The 17,907-nt window shown below is 69.9% G+C and carries 30 protein-coding genes; 1 reads left to right on the forward strand and 29 read right to left on the reverse strand.

Annotated features, from left to right (window positions below):
• Positions 1–50 precede the first annotated feature (50 nt).
• Positions 51–1,265 carry a hypothetical protein gene (locus ACQP12_RS29620; RefSeq protein ID WP_433283438.1) on the forward strand — a complete coding sequence of 405 codons (1,215 nt, stop codon included), beginning with the start codon at positions 51–53 and terminating at the stop codon, positions 1,263–1,265.
• A 57-nt stretch (positions 1,266–1,322) separates the two neighbouring features.
• On the opposite strand, the gene truA is transcribed toward ACQP12_RS29620, so the two are convergent.
• From truA to rplB, 29 genes are all read right to left on the reverse strand, one after another.
• A complete protein-coding gene (gene truA, locus ACQP12_RS29625) occupies positions 1,323–2,156 on the reverse strand; it encodes a tRNA pseudouridine(38-40) synthase TruA (protein WP_433283439.1) in 834 nt (277 codons plus the stop codon).
• A 67-nt stretch (positions 2,157–2,223) separates the two neighbouring features.
• Positions 2,224–2,790 (reverse strand): 50S ribosomal protein L17, encoded by a 567-nt coding sequence (gene rplQ, locus ACQP12_RS29630; protein ID WP_357938773.1) that lies wholly within the window; start codon positions 2,788–2,790, stop codon positions 2,224–2,226.
• Positions 2,791–2,824: 34 nt separating this feature from the next.
• The gene (locus tag ACQP12_RS29635) at positions 2,825–3,847 is read right to left on the reverse strand and encodes a DNA-directed RNA polymerase subunit alpha (protein WP_007073009.1); all 1,023 of its coding nucleotides are present in this window, start codon (positions 3,845–3,847) and stop codon (positions 2,825–2,827) included.
• A gap of 96 nt (positions 3,848–3,943) precedes the next feature.
• Positions 3,944–4,570, reverse strand: coding sequence for a 30S ribosomal protein S4 (rpsD, locus tag ACQP12_RS29640; protein ID WP_262283046.1), 627 nt, complete (start codon positions 4,568–4,570; stop codon positions 3,944–3,946).
• 13 nt (positions 4,571–4,583) lie between these two features.
• The gene (gene rpsK, locus ACQP12_RS29645) at positions 4,584–4,991 is read right to left on the reverse strand and encodes a 30S ribosomal protein S11 (protein WP_148430066.1); all 408 of its coding nucleotides are present in this window, start codon (positions 4,989–4,991) and stop codon (positions 4,584–4,586) included.
• Positions 4,992–5,009: 18 nt separating this feature from the next.
• On the reverse strand, positions 5,010–5,390 hold the full coding sequence (gene rpsM, locus ACQP12_RS29650) for a 30S ribosomal protein S13 (RefSeq protein WP_154228713.1): 381 nt from the start codon (positions 5,388–5,390) through the stop codon (positions 5,010–5,012).
• 263 nt (positions 5,391–5,653) lie between these two features.
• Entirely contained in the window at positions 5,654–5,767 is a 114-nt protein-coding gene (rpmJ, locus tag ACQP12_RS29655) for a 50S ribosomal protein L36 (RefSeq protein WP_043965539.1), read from the reverse strand.
• A gap of 92 nt (positions 5,768–5,859) precedes the next feature.
• Positions 5,860–6,081, reverse strand: a complete 222-nt coding sequence (infA, locus tag ACQP12_RS29660) for a translation initiation factor IF-1 (protein WP_007073013.1) — start codon at positions 6,079–6,081, stop codon at positions 5,860–5,862.
• A 274-nt stretch (positions 6,082–6,355) separates the two neighbouring features.
• The gene (locus ACQP12_RS29665; RefSeq protein ID WP_357938775.1) at positions 6,356–6,874 is read right to left on the reverse strand and encodes a DUF1707 SHOCT-like domain-containing protein; all 519 of its coding nucleotides are present in this window, start codon (positions 6,872–6,874) and stop codon (positions 6,356–6,358) included.
• Between the two features lie 166 nt (positions 6,875–7,040).
• Positions 7,041–7,892: a type I methionyl aminopeptidase gene (gene map, locus ACQP12_RS29670; protein WP_357938777.1), complete on the reverse strand. Its 852-nt coding sequence runs from the start codon at positions 7,890–7,892 to the stop codon at positions 7,041–7,043.
• A 90-nt stretch (positions 7,893–7,982) separates the two neighbouring features.
• The gene (locus ACQP12_RS29675) at positions 7,983–8,636 is read right to left on the reverse strand and encodes an adenylate kinase (RefSeq protein WP_357938779.1); all 654 of its coding nucleotides are present in this window, start codon (positions 8,634–8,636) and stop codon (positions 7,983–7,985) included.
• On the reverse strand, positions 8,637–9,962 hold the full coding sequence (gene secY, locus ACQP12_RS29680; RefSeq protein WP_357938781.1) for a preprotein translocase subunit SecY: 1,326 nt from the start codon (positions 9,960–9,962) through the stop codon (positions 8,637–8,639).
• Between the two features lie 235 nt (positions 9,963–10,197).
• The gene (gene rplO / locus ACQP12_RS29685; protein ID WP_355347940.1) at positions 10,198–10,641 is read right to left on the reverse strand and encodes a 50S ribosomal protein L15; all 444 of its coding nucleotides are present in this window, start codon (positions 10,639–10,641) and stop codon (positions 10,198–10,200) included.
• Positions 10,641–10,823, reverse strand: coding sequence for a 50S ribosomal protein L30 (gene rpmD / locus ACQP12_RS29690; protein WP_013473693.1), 183 nt, complete (start codon positions 10,821–10,823; stop codon positions 10,641–10,643). Before rpmD ends, rplO begins: the two co-directional genes overlap by 1 nt.
• On the reverse strand, positions 10,823–11,437 hold the full coding sequence (rpsE, locus tag ACQP12_RS29695) for a 30S ribosomal protein S5 (RefSeq protein ID WP_091262790.1): 615 nt from the start codon (positions 11,435–11,437) through the stop codon (positions 10,823–10,825). Before rpsE ends, rpmD begins: the two co-directional genes overlap by 1 nt.
• Positions 11,438–11,470: 33 nt before the next feature.
• Complete coding sequence (rplR, locus tag ACQP12_RS29700; RefSeq protein ID WP_151463669.1) at positions 11,471–11,860, reverse strand: 50S ribosomal protein L18; 390 nt, start codon at positions 11,858–11,860, stop codon at positions 11,471–11,473.
• Entirely contained in the window at positions 11,857–12,399 is a 543-nt protein-coding gene (gene rplF / locus ACQP12_RS29705; protein WP_357938783.1) for a 50S ribosomal protein L6, read from the reverse strand. Before rplF ends, rplR begins: the two co-directional genes overlap by 4 nt.
• Before the next feature lie 16 nt (positions 12,400–12,415).
• Positions 12,416–12,823 (reverse strand): 30S ribosomal protein S8, encoded by a 408-nt coding sequence (gene rpsH / locus ACQP12_RS29710; RefSeq protein ID WP_013288624.1) that lies wholly within the window; start codon positions 12,821–12,823, stop codon positions 12,416–12,418.
• Positions 12,824–12,919: 96 nt separating this feature from the next.
• Positions 12,920–13,105 (reverse strand): type Z 30S ribosomal protein S14, encoded by a 186-nt coding sequence (locus tag ACQP12_RS29715; protein WP_007073023.1) that lies wholly within the window; start codon positions 13,103–13,105, stop codon positions 12,920–12,922.
• Position 13,106: 1 nt separating this feature from the next.
• On the reverse strand, positions 13,107–13,676 hold the full coding sequence (gene rplE / locus ACQP12_RS29720; RefSeq protein WP_357938785.1) for a 50S ribosomal protein L5: 570 nt from the start codon (positions 13,674–13,676) through the stop codon (positions 13,107–13,109).
• The gene (rplX, locus tag ACQP12_RS29725; protein ID WP_192579888.1) at positions 13,676–13,996 is read right to left on the reverse strand and encodes a 50S ribosomal protein L24; all 321 of its coding nucleotides are present in this window, start codon (positions 13,994–13,996) and stop codon (positions 13,676–13,678) included. Before rplX ends, rplE begins: the two co-directional genes overlap by 1 nt.
• Positions 13,993–14,361, reverse strand: a complete 369-nt coding sequence (rplN, locus tag ACQP12_RS29730) for a 50S ribosomal protein L14 (RefSeq protein WP_007073026.1) — start codon at positions 14,359–14,361, stop codon at positions 13,993–13,995. The genes rplX and rplN overlap by 4 nt, the downstream gene beginning before the upstream one ends.
• Before the next feature lie 98 nt (positions 14,362–14,459).
• Positions 14,460–14,735 carry a 30S ribosomal protein S17 gene (rpsQ, locus tag ACQP12_RS29735; RefSeq protein ID WP_091262798.1) on the reverse strand — a complete coding sequence of 92 codons (276 nt, stop codon included), beginning with the start codon at positions 14,733–14,735 and terminating at the stop codon, positions 14,460–14,462.
• Positions 14,732–14,968 carry a 50S ribosomal protein L29 gene (gene rpmC / locus ACQP12_RS29740; RefSeq protein ID WP_013288628.1) on the reverse strand — a complete coding sequence of 79 codons (237 nt, stop codon included), beginning with the start codon at positions 14,966–14,968 and terminating at the stop codon, positions 14,732–14,734. Before rpmC ends, rpsQ begins: the two co-directional genes overlap by 4 nt.
• On the reverse strand, positions 14,968–15,393 hold the full coding sequence (rplP, locus tag ACQP12_RS29745) for a 50S ribosomal protein L16 (RefSeq protein WP_073834927.1): 426 nt from the start codon (positions 15,391–15,393) through the stop codon (positions 14,968–14,970). Before rplP ends, rpmC begins: the two co-directional genes overlap by 1 nt.
• A gap of 3 nt (positions 15,394–15,396) precedes the next feature.
• A complete protein-coding gene (gene rpsC, locus ACQP12_RS29750) occupies positions 15,397–16,269 on the reverse strand; it encodes a 30S ribosomal protein S3 (protein ID WP_091262800.1) in 873 nt (290 codons plus the stop codon).
• A complete protein-coding gene (gene rplV, locus ACQP12_RS29755; protein ID WP_073834929.1) occupies positions 16,269–16,724 on the reverse strand; it encodes a 50S ribosomal protein L22 in 456 nt (151 codons plus the stop codon). The genes rpsC and rplV overlap by 1 nt, the downstream gene beginning before the upstream one ends.
• 40 nt (positions 16,725–16,764) lie before the next feature.
• Positions 16,765–17,046, reverse strand: coding sequence for a 30S ribosomal protein S19 (rpsS, locus tag ACQP12_RS29760; protein WP_007073032.1), 282 nt, complete (start codon positions 17,044–17,046; stop codon positions 16,765–16,767).
• 12 nt (positions 17,047–17,058) lie between these two features.
• Positions 17,059–17,898 carry a 50S ribosomal protein L2 gene (rplB, locus tag ACQP12_RS29765; RefSeq protein WP_088976123.1) on the reverse strand — a complete coding sequence of 280 codons (840 nt, stop codon included), beginning with the start codon at positions 17,896–17,898 and terminating at the stop codon, positions 17,059–17,061.
• Positions 17,899–17,907 lie beyond the last annotated feature (9 nt).

Here is a 17,907-nt window from a genome sequence, read left to right on the forward strand (position 1 = left end):
TTTTGCCGATATTACCCACGAAAGGGACAATGGCCCCTACTGTAGCCAACATGGTGTATCGGTACGAGTCCGATGAGGACGCCTTCCTGGAGTACCCGCGGCCCGGGTCGGACCCGTCCGTGCCCGGGGACGTGGCGGCTCCGCCGGCGGGTCCCTCGCCGTCCCGCTTCCCCACCCCGTCGCTGCCGCCACCGGTCCGGCCCGCCCCGGCGGTCGAGGCCGCCCGGGCGCCGGCCCCGCCGCCCCCGGCCCCGGCACCGGCGCCCAGCCGGCCCGCCCCGCCCCGGGAGCCCGCCCCGGTGCCGCAGCCCACGCCGGTGGCGCCGCCCGCACCACCGGTGCCGCAGCCGACGCCCGCCGCCGCGCCCCGACCGGAGATGTCGGCCCCTTCGACGCCCCGACCCGAAATGTCGGCCCCGGCCGACCCCGTCGTCCGGACCACCGATCCGCTGGACCTGGCCCGGTCCCGCCACGCCGAACGCCGGCGCGGCGGCGGCCGGGCCTGGCAGGTGCTGATCGGCGGCGCCGCCGTGCTGATGCTGCTCGCCCTCACCGGGCTGGCCGTCGCCGCCCTCCTGGAGGACCGGACCGCCACGCCACCGGCCAGCCAGCAGAGCAGCCAGCCGGTGGTGGAGCAGTCCCCCGCGGCCGACGGACACGACCTGGACTCCCGGGACACCGACCAGGCGGCGCTCACCGCCAAGGAGGTCTTCCCCGGCCAGCAGGTGGTGGTGGCCGACGGGCAACCGGCGTACCGGGTGCTGAAGACGCACTCCAGCGCGAGCTGCGCGGTCGCGGCCACCGGCGAGATCGCCGACCTGCTGGTCCGCCTCGGCTGCAACCAGGTGGTCCGGGCGACCCTCCGCTCCCCCGACGGCGACCACCTGCTCACCGCGGGTTTGTTCAACCTGACCGACGTGGCCAGCGCCCAGCGGGCGCGCGACCGGATCCGGCCGATGCTGGACGAACGGCAGGGTCGGTTCCGCGGCATGGCGGCGAGCGAGGACACCGAGGCGGTGGCGACGGCCGCCGCCCGGGTCGGCTGGCAGGTCCGCGGCCACTACCTCGCCTACTGCGTGGTCACCCGCGCCGACGGGGAACGGATCAGCTCCGGCGACACGAAGGCCCGGGACATCCTGTACGACATGATCGAGGTCTACCTGAACCGGGGCGTGCTGGAGCGCCGGGCCAGCGGCGGGGTGGCCAGCCAGCCCACCGACGGCCCGACCGACGGCAGCGCCGGCCAGGACGGCACCCGCAACTGAGATCGGCCACCACGGTCCGTCACTCCCACACCGGGGCGGCGGGCCGTTCCCTTGTGCTCAGCCCTCGGCGACCGGCACCCGGAGCCGGCGGGTGAGGTCGGCGCGGCGGGCGTACTCGGCGGGGTCGGCCGGGTAGCCGACCTCGACGAGGGCCAGCCCGTGCGCGGGCGCCACGGTCACCTCGCTGGCGCGTTCCCGGCGGCTCAGCAGGCCCGCGGGCCACTCGACCGGCCGGCGGCCGTCCCCGGCCACCAGCATGGCGCCGACCAGGCTGCGGACCATGTTCTGGCAGAACGCGTCGGCCCGCACCGTGGCGACCAGGATGCCGTCCGGCTCGCGCCGCCAGTCCAGCCGGGTCACCTCGCGCAGCGTGGTGGCGTTCTCCTTGCGCCGGCAGTACGCGGCGAAGTCGTGCTCCCCCACGAGGCCGGCCGCCGCGGCGTTCAGCGCCGCCAGGTCCAGCGGCTTCGGCCAGGCCAGGGTGTCGGTGCGGCGCAGCGGCTCGGCGCCCCACGGCGCGTCGGTCACCCGGTACTCGTAGCGGCGGAAGGTGGCCGAGAAGCGCGCGTCGAAGTCGGCCGGCACCTCGGTCATGGCCCGTACCCGCACGTCGGGCGGGAGCAGCCGGGCCAGCCGGCGCAGCAGCCTGCCGTCGTGCTGCCGCCACACCTCGGTCGGCAGGTCGAGGTGGCAGACCTGCCCGGTGGCGTGCACGCCGGCGTCGGTGCGGCCGGCCACGGTCAGCCCGGTCGCGGTGCCCGCGCCGAGGACCAGGTCCAGGGCCTCCATGAGCACCCCGGCGACCGTGCGCCGGGCGGGCTGGGCGGCCCAGCCGGAGAAATCGGTGCCGTCGTACGAGACGTCCAGCCGCAGCCGGGTCCGCTCGTCCACCTCGTACCTCCTGTGACGGAACGGGCCCGGCACCCCGAGGGGTGCCGGGCCCGGCCAAGCCCGATGATCAGGCCTTGCCGTTCTCCTCGGTCGCGAGGTCGCTGTCCTCGCGGGCCTCGGCGGTGTCACCGGAGGCCGAGACCGGAGCCTCGGCGTCCTGGTCGGCGGCCTCGCTGGAGCGCGGGGTCTCCTCGGCCGGGGCCAGGGCCTCGACCTTGTCCTGCTGCGCGGCCTTGCGGGCGGCGGTCTTCTTGTTCGCCTTCGGCTCGGCGACCTGAAGCTCCTCCACCAGCTCGATGATCGCCATCGGAGCGGCGTCACCCTTGCGCGGACCGGTCTTCACGATCCGGGTGTAGCCACCGTTGCGGTTGGCGTACCGGGGCGCGATCTGGTCGAACAGGGCGTAGACCACGTCCTTGTCCTTGACGACGCCCAGCACCCGGCGCCGCGCGGCGAGGTCGCCGCGCTTGGCCTTGGTGATGAGCTGCTCGGCCAGCGGACGCAGCCGCCGGGCCTTCGTCTCGGTGGTCTTGATCTTGCCGTGCTGGAACAGCGCAGTGGCCAGGTTGGCCAGCATCAGCCGCTCGTGCGCGGGGCTGCCGCCGAGGCGGGGGCCCTTGGTGGGCGTGGGCATGCTTGGTGCTCCTCAGGTGTGGCGGCAGCGCGGACTAGAGCTGCTCGGTCTCGCGGTAGTCGTCGGTGTCGTAGTCGGCCTCGCCGAAGGCGTCCACGACGTGCGCCGGGTCGAAGTTCGGAGCCGAGTCCTTCAGCCCCAGGCCCATCCCGGCGAGCTTCATCTTGACCTCGTCGATCGACTTCTGACCGAAGTTGCGGATGTCGAGGAGGTCGGCCTCGGTACGCCCGATGAGCTCACCAACGGAGTTGATGCCCTCGCGCTTGAGGCAGTTGTAGGAGCGGACGGTCAGGTCCAGCTCCTCGATCGGCAGGGCCAGGTCGGCCGCCAGCTGGGCGTCCTGCGGGGACGGCCCGATGTCGATGCCCTCGGCGGTCTCGTCCAGCTCCCGGGCGAGCCCGAACAGCTCCACCAGCGTCGAGCCGGCCGAGGCCAGCGCGGTACGCGGGCCCATCGACGGCTTGGTCTCGACGTCGATGATCAGCCGGTCGAAGTCGGTCCGCTGCTCGACACGGGTCGCCTCGACCCGGTAGGTCACCTTGAGCACGGGCGAGTAGATCGAGTCGACCGGGATCCGGCCGATCTCGGCGCCCGCCTGCTTGTTCTGCGCCGCGGTGACGTAGCCGCGACCCCGCTCGACGGTCAGCTCCATGTCGAGCCGGCCCTTGCCGTTCAGGGTGGCGAGCTTCAGGTCCGGGTTGTGCACCGAGACACCGGCCGGGGGCTGGATGTCACCGGCGGTCACGTCGCCCGGGCCCTGCTTGCGCAGGTACATGCTGACCGGCTCGTCGTGCTCGGAGCTGACGCACAGCTCCTTGATGTTCATGACGAGCTCGACCACGTCCTCCTTGACACCGGGGATGGTGGTGAACTCGTGCAGGACACCGTCGATCTTGATCGAGGTGACCGCCGCACCCGGGATGGACGACAGCAGCGTGCGCCGCAGCGAGTTGCCCAGGGTGTAGCCGAAGCCCGGCTCCAGCGGCTCGATGGTGAACCGGGAGCGGGTCTCGTTGATCGACTCTTCGGAGAGAGACGGTCGCTGGCTGATGAGCATCTTTTCTCTTCTCTTCCGGGGCGCCCGCTATTTGACGCCCACGACACAAACTGTTCCGGTGGCCCGCCCCGGAGGGCGGGCCACCGCAACGAGCCCTTACTTGGAGTAGAGCTCGACGATCAGCTGCTCCTGGACCTGGGTGTCGATCACCTGGCGGGCCGGGAGCGAGTGCACGAGGATCTTCATCTGGCTGGGGATCGCCTCGAGCCAGGCCGGAACCGACCGCGAACCGGCCTGAGCCTGCGCCACCACGAACGGGGTGAGCTGCTTGCTCTTCTCCCGGACCTCGATGATGTCGTGCTCCTTGACGCGGTACGACGGGATGTCGACCTTCTTGCCGTTCACCGTGAAGTGACCGTGCTTGACCAGCTGGCGGGCCATGTCCCGGGAACCGGCGTAGCCGGCCCGGTAGACCACGTTGTCCAGCCGCGACTCGAGGATCTGCAGGAGGACCTCACCGGTCTTCGCCTGCTTGCCCACGGCCTCCTCGTAGTAACCGCGGAACTGCTTCTCCAGCACGCCGTAGACCCGGCGAGCCTTCTGCTTCTCACGGAGCTGGAGCAGGTACTCCGTCTCCTTGGTGCGGCCGCGGCCGTGCTGCCCGGGCGGGAACGGCCGGGACTCGAACGGGCACTTCGGGCCATCGCACTTGCTGCCCTTGAGGAACAGCTTCATCTTCTCCCGCCGGCAACGGCGGCAGTCAGCACCGGTGTAACGAGCCATCTCTCTCTACCTCTCAGACCCGACGACGCTTCGGCGGACGGCACCCGTTGTGCGGCTGCGGGGTGACGTCGGAGATCTGCCCGACCTCCAGCCCGGCGGCCTGCAGCGAACGGATGGCGGTCTCCCGGCCGGAGCCGGGGCCCTTGACGAACACGTCGACCTTGCGCATGCCGTGATCCATGGCCCGGCGCGCGGCGGCCTCGGCGGCCAGCTGAGCGGCGAACGGGGTCGACTTGCGCGAGCCCTTGAAGCCCACCTGGCCCGAGGAGGCCCAGGAGATGACGGCACCGGTCGGGTCCGTGATGGACACGATGGTGTTGTTGAAGGTGCTCTTGATGTGCGCCTGCCCGTGGGCGACGTTCTTGCGTTCCTTGCGCCGGACCTTCTTGACAGCGGCTCCGGCACGAGCCTTCGGTGGCATAAGTCTGTGCGCTCCTAGTTACTTCTTGCCGGGCTTCTTCTTGCCGGCGACGGTCCGCTTCGGGCCCTTCCGGGTCCGCGCGTTGGTCTTGGTCCGCTGGCCACGGACGGGCAGGCCCCGGCGGTGCCGGATACCCGCGTAGCAGCCGATCTCGACCTTGCGGCGGATGTCTGCGGCGACCTCGCGGCGAAGGTCACCTTCAACCTGGTAGTTGGCCTCGATGTGGTCGCGGAGCTGCACGAGCTCCTCGTCCGTGAGGTCCCGAGCGCGCTTCTCCGGCGAGATGCCGGTGGCGGCGAGCGTCTCCAGGGCGCGGGTGCGACCGACCCCGAAGATGTAGGTGAGCGCGATCTCCATCCGCTTGTCGCGGGGGAGGTCGACGCCGACTAGACGTGCCATGTGCGGGCGTACTCCTCGTGATGTTGTGCGGAGGTGTGGACCCGTCCCACCCCGCTACCGACCGTCCCTGTCCTTCCGGCGCGTTCAGCGCCGGCGACCGGGATCGGTCGCTGCCCGAGCGGGCCCCGGCCTCCGACCGGGGGTCAACCACGAGGAAGTACGCGCTGCGTACCGCTCGCGGCTGGGACGAGCTGGTGATGTGTGTGCGGGATCTGCCACCCGGGCCGGTTCCGCCGCCGCTCGTCACGGTCGGCGGGAACGGATCAGCCCTGGCGCTGCTTGTGGCGCGGGTCAGAGCAAATGACCATGACCCGGCCGTGCCGGCGGATCACCCGGCACTTGTTGCAGATCCTCTTGACGCTCGGCTTGACCTTCACGGTTGCCTTACTTCCCATCTGGCCCGGAGACGCGACGGTGCGCGACCCGGACGTCGAAGACGGACACGGGGACGTCCCGGCCGTCGTCAGGCTTACTTGTAGCGGTAGACGATGCGCCCGCGGGTCAGGTCGTACGGCGAGAGCTCGACGACGACCCGGTCCTCCGGCAGGATGCGGATGTAGTGCTGCCGCATCTTGCCGCTGATGTGAGCCAGCACCTTGTGGCCGTTCGCGAGCTCCACCCGGAACATGGCGTTCGGCAGGGGCTCGATGACCCGACCCTCGATCTCGATGGCTCCGTCTTTTTTCGGCATGTACTCCGCTGTCCTGACGTCGGTTGCTCCGGACGGCCCACAACGTCTTACACGGGCTCCGGCGGAGATCGCCGAGCCCGAGCCAGCCGCGGCTCCGAACTCCCACCGAAGCGCAGGGTGGGCATGCCGGAGTGGACGCTGTGCGCCGATCTGAAAGTGTACGCCCGCCTGCGGGCCGTCGCCAAACCGACCACCGGGCCGGTCACCGTGACGGAGGAAATTCGCACGCCTCGGCGGCCGGCTGTGACGCCGACCACAGCCGGTCGGCGGTGGATCAGCGGTGCCGGCGCCGGTCCCGCCGGGCCCGGTCCCGCCGGGCGCGGACACGCCGCTCGGCCGGGCGCCACCCGTGGTCGTGGCCGCCCACGGTGCGCATCAGCAGGAAGAAGCCCCACGGGCCGATCGCCCAGACCGGCCAGTAGTGCCCGAGGTGCCCGGAGCCGAGCGAGGCGAACAGCCAGATCGCGGTGAGAATCGCGGCGACCCGCAGCCACGGCGACCAGATCGCGAGCAGCCGGCCGCTGCCGCGCCCGCTGTCCACCACCGGGGCGCCGGCCTCGGGCGCGGCGGGCGGCGTCGCCGGTGCCACCGCGGCGCGCTGGGCGGGCGTCGTCCCAGGCAGGTCGGCCACCACCTCGTCCAGGTCGGCGTAGGTCTTCGCCCCGTACGCGCGGCCCAGCCGCTCGTCGTACTCGTGCAGGCCGAGCCGGCCCTCCTCCAGCGCCACCCGGAGCCGCTCCGCCGTGGCCTCCCGGTCGGCGTCGGCCGCCCGCATCCCGCTCCGCCCGTCCATGACGGCAAGCATGCCACCGGTGTGCCACCGCCCGGTAACCCCTGCCCCCCGCCTACGGCGACGGGCGGCTGCCGGAGACGCCCCGGCGAGCAGCGCCACGCCCCGGCCCGTGCTGCCCGCGTAGGGCCGGAAATCGCCGCGCCGCGCCGAAACGGGCACGGACCGGTCAGACCGCCGGGGAACCGGCCGTCTGGCGGGACGTGACCAGATCGCCGAGCCGGGCCCGGCCGCCGTCCTCGGCGGTCAGCACCCAGACGCCGTCGTCGAGCAGCGCCATCGAGTGCTCAACGTGCACCGCCATCGAGCGGTCGCGGGTCACCACGGTCCAGCCGTCGGCCAGCTCCTCGGTGCGCGCGGAACCCATGGTGATCATCGGCTCGATGGCCAGCGCCAGGCCCGGCACCAGACGCGGGCCCTTGCCCGGGCGTCCGTGGTTCAGCACGTGCGGATCCTGGTGCATCTCCGTGCCGATGCCGTGCCCGCCGTAGCCGTCGACGATGCCGTACCGGCCGCCCTTGCGGACCGCGGTCTCCACCGCGTGGGAGATGTCGGTGAGCCGGCCCTTGCCGCTCGCCGCGCCCCGGGCGGCGGCCGCGATGCCCGCCCACATGGCGTCCTCGGCGACCGCGGCCATCTTCAGCAGGGCGGGCTCGACCTCACCGACGCCGACTGTGATGGCCGCGTCGCCGTGCCAACCGTCGAGCACCGCGCCGCAGTCGATCGAGATGAGGTCGCCCTCGCGGAGCACCTGCTCCGGCGACGGGATGGCGTGCACCACCTGCTCGTTGACCGACGAGCAGATCGACGCCGGGAAGCCGTGGTAGCCCTTGAACGACGGGACGGCGCCGGCCTCCCGGATGGTGGCCTCGGCGATCGCGTCGAGATCGGCGGTGCTCACGCCGGGGGCGACCGCCTCCCGCATCCGGTGCAGCGCGCGGGCGACCACCAGACCGGCGGCCCGCATCAGCTCGATCTGCTCGGGGGTCTTCAGCTGGATGTCCAGCTGGGGACGACGCATGGAGGCGATACCTTTCGTTGCGCGGAACAGCGGGGCACGTCGCACGTACCCCGCTGTTCGCACTCTATCCGCCGGAGCTCCGGCGGGACGTCAGCCGCCGTACGAGCGGAGGGCGTCGATGGCGCGGACGGTGACGTCCTCCACCGGGCCGGTCGCGTCGATGCCGACGAGCTTGCCCTGGGCGCCGTAGTAGTCGACCAGCGGCGCGGTCTTCTCGGCGTACTCCCGGAGCCGGGCGGCGATGGTCTCCGGCTTGTCGTCGTCCCGCTGGAACAGCTCCGCGCCGCAGCGGTCGCAGATGCCGTCCCGGGTGGTCGCGTCGAACTCGACGTGCCAGATCTTGCCGCAGCCACGGCAGGTGCGCCGGCCGGAGAGCCGCCGGATGACCTCGTCGTCGTCGACGACCAGCTCCAGCACCAGGTCCAGCGCGGTGCCCAGGTCGGCCAGGAGCTTGTCCAGCTCGGCGGCCTGCGGCGTGGTCCGCGGGAAGCCGTCGAGGAGGAAACCCTCACCGGCGTCCGGCTCGGCGAGCCGGTCCCTGACCATGTTGATGGTGACGTCGTCCGGGACCAGCTTGCCGGCGTCCATGTAGCGCTTCGCCTCGACCCCCAGCGGCGTGCCCTGGGTGACGTTGGCCCGGAAGATGTCCCCGGTGGAGATCTTCGGCACCGAGAGGTGAGCGGCGATGAACTCCGCCTGTGTGCCCTTGCCCGCGCCCGGCGGGCCAACCAGAACGAGTCGCATCTACCGCAGGAACCCTTCGTAGTTCCGCTGCATGAGTTGGCTCTCGATCTGCTTCACGGTCTCCAGACCGACGCCGACCATGATGAGCACAGCGGTGCCGCCGAACGGGAAGTTCTGGAACTGCTGGTTGTCGAGCCAGATGAAGAAGAAGTTCGGCAGGATCGCGACGATGCCCAGGTAGAGCGCGCCCGGCAGGGTGATCCGGCTGAGGATGAAGTCGAGGTACTCGGCGGTCGGCTTGCCGGGGCGGATGCCCGGCACGAAGCCGCCGTACTTCTTCATGTTGTCCGCGACCTCGGTCGGGTTGAACGTGATCGACACGTAGAAGTACGTGAAGAAGATGATCAGCAGGAAGTAGATCGCGATGTGCTCCGGCGCGGCGGCCTTCACGATGTGGTTCTGGATCCAGGCCTGGGTCTTCCCCGGGTTGTTCTGGTCGAAGAACTGGAGCGCGAGCTGCGGCAGGTAGAGCAGCGACGAGGCGAAGATGACCGGGATGACGCCGGCCTGGTTCACCTTGAGCGGGATGTAGGTGGAGGTGCCGCCGTACATCCGCCGGCCGATCATGCGCTTGGCGTACTGCACCGGGATCCGGCGCTGGGCCTGCTCGATGAAGGTGACCGCGGTGATGACCAGCAGAACCAGGGCGATGACGAGGAGGAACATCCCCCAGCCCTTGGTGGTCTTGATCTTCCAGCCCTCGCTGGGGAGCCGGGCCGCGATCGAGGTGAAGATCAGCACGGACATGCCGTTGCCGACGCCCCGGTCGGTGATCAGCTCACCGAGCCACATCACCATGCCGGTGCCGGCGGTCATCGTCATGACCAGGATGGTCAGCGTCAGCCAGTCCGGGATGCCGGTGCCCCGCGGGACGATCGGGAACTGGTCGCACTGGTTGTTGAAGAGCTGACCCGAGCGCGCCAGCGCCACGAACGCCGAGGACTGGAGGATGCCCAGGCCCAGCGTGAGGTAGCGGGTGTACTGGGTGATCTTCGCCTGGCCGGCCTGCCCCTCCTTGCGGAGCTGCTCCAGACGCGGAATGACCACGGTCAGCAGCTGCAGGATGATCGACGCGGTGATGTAGGGCATGATGCCCAGCGCGAAGACCGACAGCTGGAGCAGCGCCCCACCGGAGAAGAGGTCCAGCAGGCCCAGCACACCGGTCCCGCCTTGGACGGTGTCGAGGCACTTCTGCACGTTGCCGTACGAGACACCTGGGCTGGGCAGCGTGGCGCCCAGCCGGTAGACCGCGATGATGCCTACTGTGAACAGCAGCTTCTTGCGCAGGTCAGGCGTACGGAACGCACTGAGAAAGGCGGACAGCAACTTCTTCCTCCTGCGCGACGCGGGCCGCCGGTGATTATCCCTGGCGGAGCGGGGTGGGTGCCGGGCGGACCGCCCGATATCCATAGCTGGGAAGGGACTCTAACAGCCCGACCCGGGTCCGGGCAGATGTGCCCGGCTACATAAAACGAATCCGATGTTACCCGGCGCAGTTTCGCCCGGTAGAGCATGACGCCCGCCCAGTTGCGGACAACTGAGCGGGCGCCACGAGCGTGCCTTACAGCTCGGTGACCGAGCCGCCGGCCGCGGTGATCTTCTCCTTGGCCGACGCGCTGAACGCGTGCGCCGACACCTGGAGCGCCACACCGCCGAGGTCGCCGGTGCCGAGCACCTTGACCGGGTGGCCCTTGCGGACCGCGCCGGCCTCGACCAGCTCGACGGGGCCGACCTGGCCGCCGTTCGGGAAGAGCTCGGCGAGCCGGTCCAGGTTGACCACCTGGAAGACGACCTTGAACTTGTTCTTGAAGCCCTTCAGCTTCGGCAGGCGCATGTGGATGGGCATCTGCCCACCCTCGAACGCCGCCGAGATGTTCTTCCGGGCCTTGGAACCCTTGGTACCGCGACCGGCGGTCTTGCCCTTCGAGCCCTCACCGCGACCCACACGGGTCTTGTCGGTCTTGGCTCCGGGCGCCGGGCGCAGGTGGTGCACCTTGATCGTCATTACTCGACCTCCTCGACCTTCACGAGGTGGTTGACCGTGAAGATCATGCCCCGGATCTCCGGCCGATCCTCCTTGACCACCACGTCGTTGATCCGCTTGAGACCGAGCGAACGCAGCGAGTCACGCTGGTTCTTCTTGGTCCCGATCTCGGACCGGACCTGGGTGACCTTCAGGCGTGCCATCAGGACGCCACCCCCGCCCGCGACGCCAGCATGGCGGCCGGCGCGACGTCCTCGACCGGCAGACCACGACGGGCCGCGACCTGCTCCGGCGACTCGAGCGCCTTCAGGGCCGCCACCGTGGCGTGCACGATGTTGATCGGGTTCGACGAGCCGAGGCTCTTGGAGAGCACGTCGTGGATGCCCGCGCACTCCAGCACGGCACGGACCGGACCGCCGGCGATGACACCCGTACCGGCCGAGGCCGGCTTGAGCAGCACCACACCGGCCGCGTCCTCGCCCTGCACCGGGTGCGGGATCGACTGGCCGATCCGCGGCACCTTGAAGAAGTGCTTCTTGGCCTCCTCGACACCCTTGGCGATAGCCGCGGGCACCTCCTTGGCCTTTCCGTAGCCCACACCGACGGTGCCGTCGCCGTCGCCCACGATCACCAGGGCGGTGAAGCTGAAGCGACGACCACCCTTCACGACCTTGGCGACGCGGTTGATCGCGACGACCCGCTCGAGGTGCGGGGTCTTCTCGACGGGCGCGTTTCCGCGGCCGCCCTCACGGCGGTTGTCGCGGCGACCACCCTCGTTGCCACCGGACCCGCCGCCACGGCGCTGTTGACCTGGCATCAGCAGCCTTCCTTCTCTCTCGTGACGGGGTTTCTAGAACTCGAGCCCGGCTTCGCGGGCGGCTGCGGCAAGCGCGGCGACCCGCCCCGCGTACCGGTTGCCACCGCGGTCGAAGACGACCTTCGAGACGCCGGCGGCCTTGGCGCGCTCGGCGAGCAGGGCGCCGACCTTGCCGGCCAGGGCGCTCTTGTCGCCCTCGGCGCCGCGCAGCGAGGCGTCCATGGTCGAGGCCGACGCCAGGGTGTGACCCTTGGTGTCGTCCACGATCTGGGCGACGATGTGCCGCAGGGACCGGGTGACGACCAGGCGGGGACGCTCGGTGGTGCCGCTGACGTTCTTGCGGACCCGGAAGTGCCGGCGCGCACGCCCGACGGCCCGCTTGGCGGCGACGCCGCGGCGGCGCTTGAGCAGCGTGGCGCTCACTTCTTACCTGCCTTTCCAGCCTTGCGGCGGATGACCTCGCCCTGGTACTTCACGCCCTTGCCCTTGTAGGGCTCCGGCGGGCGGATCTTCCGGATGTTGGCGGCGACCTCGCCGACCTGCTGCTTGTCGATGCCGGCCACGTGGAACAGCGTCGGCCGCTCCACCGTGAAGGTGATGCCCTCCGGGGCCGGAACCAGCACCGGGTGCGAGAACCCGAGCGCGAACTCGAGGTCCTTGCCCTTGGCGGTCACGCGGTAACCGGTACCGGCGATCTCGAGGCTCTTGCGGTAGCCCTCGGTCACGCCGACGATCATGTTGGCCACCAGCGTACGGCTCAGGCCGTGCAGCTCCTTGGCCTTGCGCTCGTCGTTGGGCCGGTTGACGTGCAGCTCGCCGCCCTCGCCCCGCTCCGCCGTGATCGGCTCGGCCAGTACGTGGCTCAGCTCGCCCTTGGGGCCCTTGACCTTGACGGTCTGGCCGTCGATGGTGATGTCGACGCCGGCTGGCACCGGGATCGACTTACGTCCAATACGCGACATTTCTACCTGTCTCCCGTTACCAGACGAAGGCGAGGACTTCCCCGCCAACGCTCCGCTTGCGGGCCTGCCGGTCGGTGAGCAGCCCCTGGGACGTCGAAATGATCGCCACGCCCAGCCCGCCGAGCACCCGCGGGAGCCCGTCCGACTTGGCGTACACCCGGAGACCGGGCTTGGACACGCGCTTGATGCCGGCCAGGCTCCGCTCCCGGTTCTGGCCGTACTTCAGCTCGACGACCAGTCGCTTGCCGACGGCGCCCTCCTCGGGCTCCTCGACCGACCAGGTGGCGATGTAACCCTCGGCCTTGAGGACCTCGGCGATGTTCGCCTTGATCTTCGAGTAGGGCATCGTCACCCGGTCGTGGTACGCCTGGTTGGCGTTACGCAGACGCGTGAGCATGTCTGCGATCGGGTCGGTCATCGTCATGAAATTCGTCAACCTTTCTCGCCGGGGTTCCCCGGGCCAGGCCCGGGGCCTACGGCGAAGAGACAGTTCAGCTGACGCGCGAAGCGCGCCGGGCTATTACCAGGAAGCCTTGGACACGCCGGGCAGCTCACCGCGGTGGGCCATCTCCCGGATGCACACCCGGCAGAGACCGAACTTGCGGTAGACCGCCTTCGGACGCCCGCACCGCTGGCAGCGGGTGTACGCGCGAACCGAGAACTTCGGCTTCGCGGCCGCCTTGAGGATCAGCGCCTTCTTGGCCATCTCAGTTCTCCTTGAACGGGAAGCCCAGGAGCTTGAGCAGCGCCCGGCCCTCGTCGTCGGTCGTGGCGGTCGTGACCACCGTGATGTCCATGCCCCGCTGGCGATCGATCTTGTCCTGGTCGATCTCGTGGAACACCGACTGCTCGGTCAGACCGAACGTGTAGTTGCCGTGGCCGTCGAGCTTGCGCCCGTCCAGGCCGCGGAAGTCGCGGATACGCGGCAGCGCGATGGAGAGCAGCCGGTCCAGGAACTCCCACATGCGGTCGCCCCGCAGGGTGACCTTCGCGCCGATCGGCATGCCCTCACGCAGCTTGAACTGCGCGATGGACTTGGTCGCCCGCCGCACCAGCGGCTTCTGGCCGGTGATGGTGGCCAGGTCGCGGACGGCGCCGTCGATCAGCTTGGCGTCCCGAGCGGCCTCGCCGACGCCCATGTTCACGACGATCTTGACGAGCCCCGGGACCTGCATGGGGTTGCCGTAGTTGTACTGCTCCTGCAGCTTCGCCACGATCTCGTTGCGGTACCGCTCCTTGAGGCGCGGCAGGGTCTTGGTTTCGGTAGCCGTGGTCATCAGAGGTCCTTACCGGTGCTACGCGCGATGCGGACCTTCTGGCCGTTGTCGTCGACCCGGTAACCGACGCGGGTCGGCTTGCCGTCGGAGTCCAGGACCTGCACGTTCGAGACGTGGATCGGGGCCTCCTGGGTGACGATGCCGCCGGTCTTGGCGCCACGCTGGGTGGTGCTGATGCGGGTGTGCTTCTTGACCCGGTTCACGCCCTCGACCAGGACCTTGTCCTGCCGCGGGTAGGCCGCGATGACCTTGCCCTTGGCACCCTTGTCCTTGCCGGCGATGACGACGACCGTGTCGCCCTTCTTGACCTTCACGGTCACAACACCTCCGGCGCGAGAGAGATGATCTTCATGAACCGCTTGTCCCGCAGCTCGCGGCCCACCGGGCCGAAGATGCGGGTACCGCGCGGGTCCCCACCGTCCTTGATGATGACGGCGGCGTTCTCGTCGAAGCGGATGTACGAGCCGTCCGGCCGCCGCTTCTCCTTGGCGGTGCGAACGACGACGGCCTTGACGACGTCGCCCTTCTTCACACCGGCACCGGGGATCGCGTCCTTGACCGTGGCCACGATGACGTCGCCGATGCTCGCGTAGCGCCGACCGGAGCCACCGAGAACCCGGATGCACAGGATCTCCCGGGCACCCGTGTTGTCGGCGACGCGCAGTCGCGACTCCTGCTGAATCACGTCTATCTCCTATGTCTGCCGGTTCTCCGGCCGCCGGGGGCGGCCGGAGCCTGGCGGAACCTGCGCCCGACCGAAAGCCGGCCGAGCTCGAGCCTTCGCTACTTGGCCTTCTCGAGGATCTCCACGAGCCGCCACCGCTTGGTGGCGGACAGCGGCCGGGTCTCCATGATCAGGACCCGGTCGCCGATGCCGGCCGAGTTCTGCTCGTCGTGGACCTTCAGCTTGCTGGTCCGGCGCATGATCTTGCCGTACAGCGCGTGCTTGACCCGGTCCTCGACCTCGACCACGACGGTCTTTTCCATCTTGTCGCTGACCACGAGACCCTCGCGAACCTTGCGACGGGCCCGCGCGGCGGCGGTCGTGTTCTCACTCATGATGCAGTCACCTCAGTCGGCGCGGCCGAGAGACCCAGCTCACGCTCACGCATGATCGTGTAGATCCGGGCGATCTCCCGACGGATGACCTGCAGCCGCCGGTTGTTGTCCAGCTGCCCGGTTGCGGCCTGCACGCGGAGGTTGAACAGCTCCGCCTTGGCCTCGCGCAGCTTCGTGACCAGCTCCTCCTCGGAGAGCTCACGCAGCTCGGAAGGCTTGACGCCAGCTGCCATCAGGATTCACCCACTTCGCGCGTAACAATGCGGCACTTCATCGGGAGCTTGTGGATCGCGCGACGCATCGCCTCTCGCGCGATCTGCTCGTTGGGGAAGGACATCTCGAAGAGAACCCGCCCCGGCTTGACGTTGGCGACCCACCACTCGGGCGAACCCTTACCGGAACCCATCCGGGTCTCGGCCGGCTTCTTGGTGAGGGCCTGGTCCGGGAAGATCGTGATCCAGACCTTGCCGCCACGCTTGATGTGACGGGTCATCGCGATACGCGCCGACTCGATCTGGCGGTTGGTCACGTACGCCGGCTCGAGAGCCTGGATCCCGAACTCGCCGAACACCACCCGGTTACCACCCTTGGACGCGCCGTGGCGGTCCGGGTGGTGCGGCTTGCGGAAGCCCTTCGGGGGCTTGCGCGGCATCAGCATCTGTCAGCCCTCCTGCTGCGTTTCTGCCGGCTGGGTCGCGGCCGCGGCCACGGCTCCGGCGTCGACCGGCTCACCGGCCGGCGTCTCCGCCTGCTGCGCGATGGTGGTCGCGGCAGCCCGGCCGGCCTCGGTGCCACCGGCGGTCGTGCCCGACGAACCCGACCGGCCACGGCGCGGCCGCTCCGGCCGGTCGCCACGGTCGCGGCGCGGGCCGCGCGACGGGGCGGCCTCGGCCGGGGCCTCACGGCCCGGGACGGCGTCGCCCTTGTAGATCCACACCTTCACGCCGATCCGGCCGAAGGTGGTACGGGCCTCGAAGAAGCCGTACTCGATGTTGGCCCGCAGCGTGTGCAGCGGGACCCGGCCCTCGCGGTAGAACTCGGTCCGGCTCATCTCGGCGCCGCCGAGGCGACCCGAGACCTGGACCCGGATGCCCTTGCAGACCGGGTTCTTCATCGCGGACTGCATCGCCTTGCGCATGGCCCGACGGAAGCTGACCCGGCTGGACAGCTGCTCGGCGACGCCCTGGGCGACCAGCTGCGCGTCCGACTCGGGGCTCTTCACCTCGATGATGTTCAGCTGAACCTGCTTGCCGGTGAGCTTCTCCAGCTCGCCGCGGATCCGGTCGGCCTCCGCACCCTTACGGCCGATGACGATGCCCGGCCGGGCGGTGTGGATGTCGACGCGGACCCGGTCCCGGGTGCGCTCGATGTCGACCTTGGAGATCCCGGCGCGCTCGAGGCCCTTGGACATCATCCGGCGGATCTTGACGTCCTCGCCGATGTAGTCCTTGTAGAGCTTGTCCGCGAACCAGCGGGACTTCCAGTCGGTCGAGATGCCGAGCCGGAACCCAGTGGGGTGAACCTTCTGACCCATTACTCGGCACCTTCCGTCGTGCTCTGCCCCTCAGCGGCCTCGGCCTGCTTGGCCGGGGCGGCCTTCTTCGCCGACTTCTTCGGCGCGGCCGGCGCGACCGCCTCGACCGCCACGGTGATGTGGCAGGTCCGCTTGCGGATCCGGTACGCCCGGCCCTGCGCCCGCGGCCGGAACCGCTTCATCGTCGGGCCCTCGTCGACGAACGCCTCGCTGACGAGCAGCGCGTCGGGGTCCAGCCGCTCGTTGTTCTCCGCGTTGGCGATCGCGCTCGCGAGCACCTTGTACACCTGCTCGCTCGCAGCCTGCGGCGCGAACTGCAGCACCGTGAGCGCCTCCTTCGCGGGCAGGCCGCGGACGAGGTTGACCACCCGGCGCGCCTTCATCGGCGAGATGCGCACGTGCCGCGCAACCGCCCGCGCGCCCGGAAGCACCGGAGCGTCGCCCTTTCCTGGCATCGCTGTAACCCCTTGTTCCTCTATCCGTATGCCCGCGGCGTCAGCGCCGGCGGCTCTTCCGGTCGTCCTTCTCGTGACCCTTGAACGTGCGGGTCAGCGCGAACTCGCCGAGCTTGTGCCCGACCATGGCCTCGGTCACGAAGACCGGGACGTGCTTGCGTCCGTCGTGCACGGCGATCGTGTGACCCAGCATCTCCGGGATGATCGTCGAGCGCCGCGACCAGGTCTTGATGACGTTCTTCGAGCCCTTGTCGTTCTGCGTCTCCACCTTCTTGAGCAGGTGGTCGTCGACGAACGGGCCCTTCTTCAGGCTGCGAGGCATGTCTTATCTCCCTCAGCCGCGCTTACGCGTGGCGTAGCGGCGGCGGACGATCAGCCGGTCGCTCGGCTGGCCCTTACGACGGGTGCGGCCCTCGGGCTTACCCTGCGGGTTGACCGGGTGGCGACCACCGGAGGTCTTACCCTCACCACCACCGTGCGGGTGGTCCACCGGGTTCATGGCGACACCACGGACGGTCGGGCGCTTGCCCTTCCACCGCATCCGGCCGGCCTTACCCCAGTTGATGTTCGACTGGTCGGCGTTGCCGATCTCGCCGATGCTGGCGCGGCAGCGCACGTCCACCCGCCGGATCTCGCCGGACGGCATGCGGAGGGTCGCGTACGCGCCCTCACGACCGAGCAGCTGGATGCCGACGCCGGCCGAGCGGGCCAGCTTGGCGCCGCCGCCCGGACGCAGCTCCACGTTGTGGATGGTGGTACCGACCGGGATGTTGCGCAGCGGCAGGTTGTTGCCCGGCTTGATGTCGGCGCTCGGCCCCGACTCCACCCGGTCGCCCTGCTTCAGGTCCTTCGGCGCGATGATGTAGCGCTTCTCGCCGTCGGCGTAGTGCAGCAGCGCGATGCGCGCGGTGCGGTTCGGGTCGTACTCGATGTGCGCGACCTTCGCCGGCACGCCGTCCTTGTCGACCCGCTTGAAGTCGATCAGACGGTACTGCCGCTTGTGTCCGCCACCGTGGTGCCGGGTGGTGATCCGGCCGTGGGCGTTGCGTCCGCCCTTCTTCGGCAGCGGAGCCAGCAGCGACTTCTCCGGCGTCGACCGGGTGATCTCGGCGAAGTCGGCGACGCTCGAGCCACGCCGGCCCGGCGTCGTCGGCTTGTACTTACGGATAGCCATTGTCTACAC

Origin of the sequence: Micromonospora sp. CA-244673 (assembly GCF_050948395.1) — a bacterium.
Lineage (GTDB): Bacteria > Actinomycetota > Actinomycetes > Mycobacteriales > Micromonosporaceae > Micromonospora.

Excerpts from the sequence above, each read along its gene's own strand:
- rplF (WP_357938783.1), bottom strand. The coding sequence starts at position 12,399 with ATGTCGCGTATTGGACGTAAGTCGATCCCGGTGCCAGCCGGCGTCGAC.
- ACQP12_RS29675 (WP_357938779.1), bottom strand. The coding sequence starts at position 8,636 with ATGCGACTCGTTCTGGTTGGCCCGCCGGGCGCGGGCAAGGGCACACAG.
- rpsS (WP_007073032.1), bottom strand. The coding sequence starts at position 17,046 with ATGCCTCGCAGCCTGAAGAAGGGCCCGTTCGTCGACGACCACCTGCTC.
- ACQP12_RS29665 (WP_357938775.1), bottom strand. The coding sequence starts at position 6,874 with ATGGACGGGCGGAGCGGGATGCGGGCGGCCGACGCCGACCGGGAGGCC.
- rplO (WP_355347940.1), bottom strand. The coding sequence starts at position 10,641 with ATGACGATCAAGGTGCACCACCTGCGCCCGGCGCCCGGAGCCAAGACC.
- rpsH (WP_013288624.1), bottom strand. The coding sequence starts at position 12,823 with ATGACGATGACCGACCCGATCGCAGACATGCTCACGCGTCTGCGTAAC.
- ACQP12_RS29715 (WP_007073023.1), bottom strand. The coding sequence starts at position 13,105 with ATGGCCAAGAAGGCGCTGATCCTCAAGGCGGCCGCGAAGCCGAAGTTC.
- rpsE (WP_091262790.1), bottom strand. The coding sequence starts at position 11,437 with ATGCCAGGTCAACAGCGCCGTGGCGGCGGGTCCGGTGGCAACGAGGGT.
- rplQ (WP_357938773.1), bottom strand. The coding sequence starts at position 2,790 with ATGCCCACGCCCACCAAGGGCCCCCGCCTCGGCGGCAGCCCCGCGCAC.
- rplV (WP_073834929.1), bottom strand. The coding sequence starts at position 16,724 with ATGCCAGGAAAGGGCGACGCTCCGGTGCTTCCGGGCGCGCGGGCGGTT.
- rpsC (WP_091262800.1), bottom strand. The coding sequence starts at position 16,269 with ATGGGTCAGAAGGTTCACCCCACTGGGTTCCGGCTCGGCATCTCGACC.
- rpsM (WP_154228713.1), bottom strand. The coding sequence starts at position 5,390 with ATGGCACGTCTAGTCGGCGTCGACCTCCCCCGCGACAAGCGGATGGAG.
- map (WP_357938777.1), bottom strand. The coding sequence starts at position 7,892 with ATGCGTCGTCCCCAGCTGGACATCCAGCTGAAGACCCCCGAGCAGATC.
- rplE (WP_357938785.1), bottom strand. The coding sequence starts at position 13,676 with ATGACCACGGCTACCGAAACCAAGACCCTGCCGCGCCTCAAGGAGCGG.
- rplP (WP_073834927.1), bottom strand. The coding sequence starts at position 15,393 with ATGCTGATGCCGCGCAAGCCCCCGAAGGGCTTCCGCAAGCCGCACCAC.
- infA (WP_007073013.1), bottom strand. The coding sequence starts at position 6,081 with ATGCCGAAAAAAGACGGAGCCATCGAGATCGAGGGTCGGGTCATCGAG.
- rplB (WP_088976123.1), bottom strand. The coding sequence starts at position 17,898 with ATGGCTATCCGTAAGTACAAGCCGACGACGCCGGGCCGGCGTGGCTCG.
- rpsQ (WP_091262798.1), bottom strand. The coding sequence starts at position 14,735 with ATGAGTGAGAACACGACCGCCGCCGCGCGGGCCCGTCGCAAGGTTCGC.
- rpmD (WP_013473693.1), bottom strand. The coding sequence starts at position 10,823 with ATGGCACGCCTGAAGGTCACCCAGGTCCGGTCCGAGATCGGGACCAAG.
- rpmC (WP_013288628.1), bottom strand. The coding sequence starts at position 14,968 with ATGGCAGCTGGCGTCAAGCCTTCCGAGCTGCGTGAGCTCTCCGAGGAG.
- ACQP12_RS29620 (WP_433283438.1), top strand. The coding sequence starts at position 51 with ATGGTGTATCGGTACGAGTCCGATGAGGACGCCTTCCTGGAGTACCCG.
- ACQP12_RS29635 (WP_007073009.1), bottom strand. The coding sequence starts at position 3,847 with ATGCTCATCAGCCAGCGACCGTCTCTCTCCGAAGAGTCGATCAACGAG.
- rpsD (WP_262283046.1), bottom strand. The coding sequence starts at position 4,570 with ATGGCTCGTTACACCGGTGCTGACTGCCGCCGTTGCCGGCGGGAGAAG.
- rpsK (WP_148430066.1), bottom strand. The coding sequence starts at position 4,991 with ATGCCACCGAAGGCTCGTGCCGGAGCCGCTGTCAAGAAGGTCCGGCGC.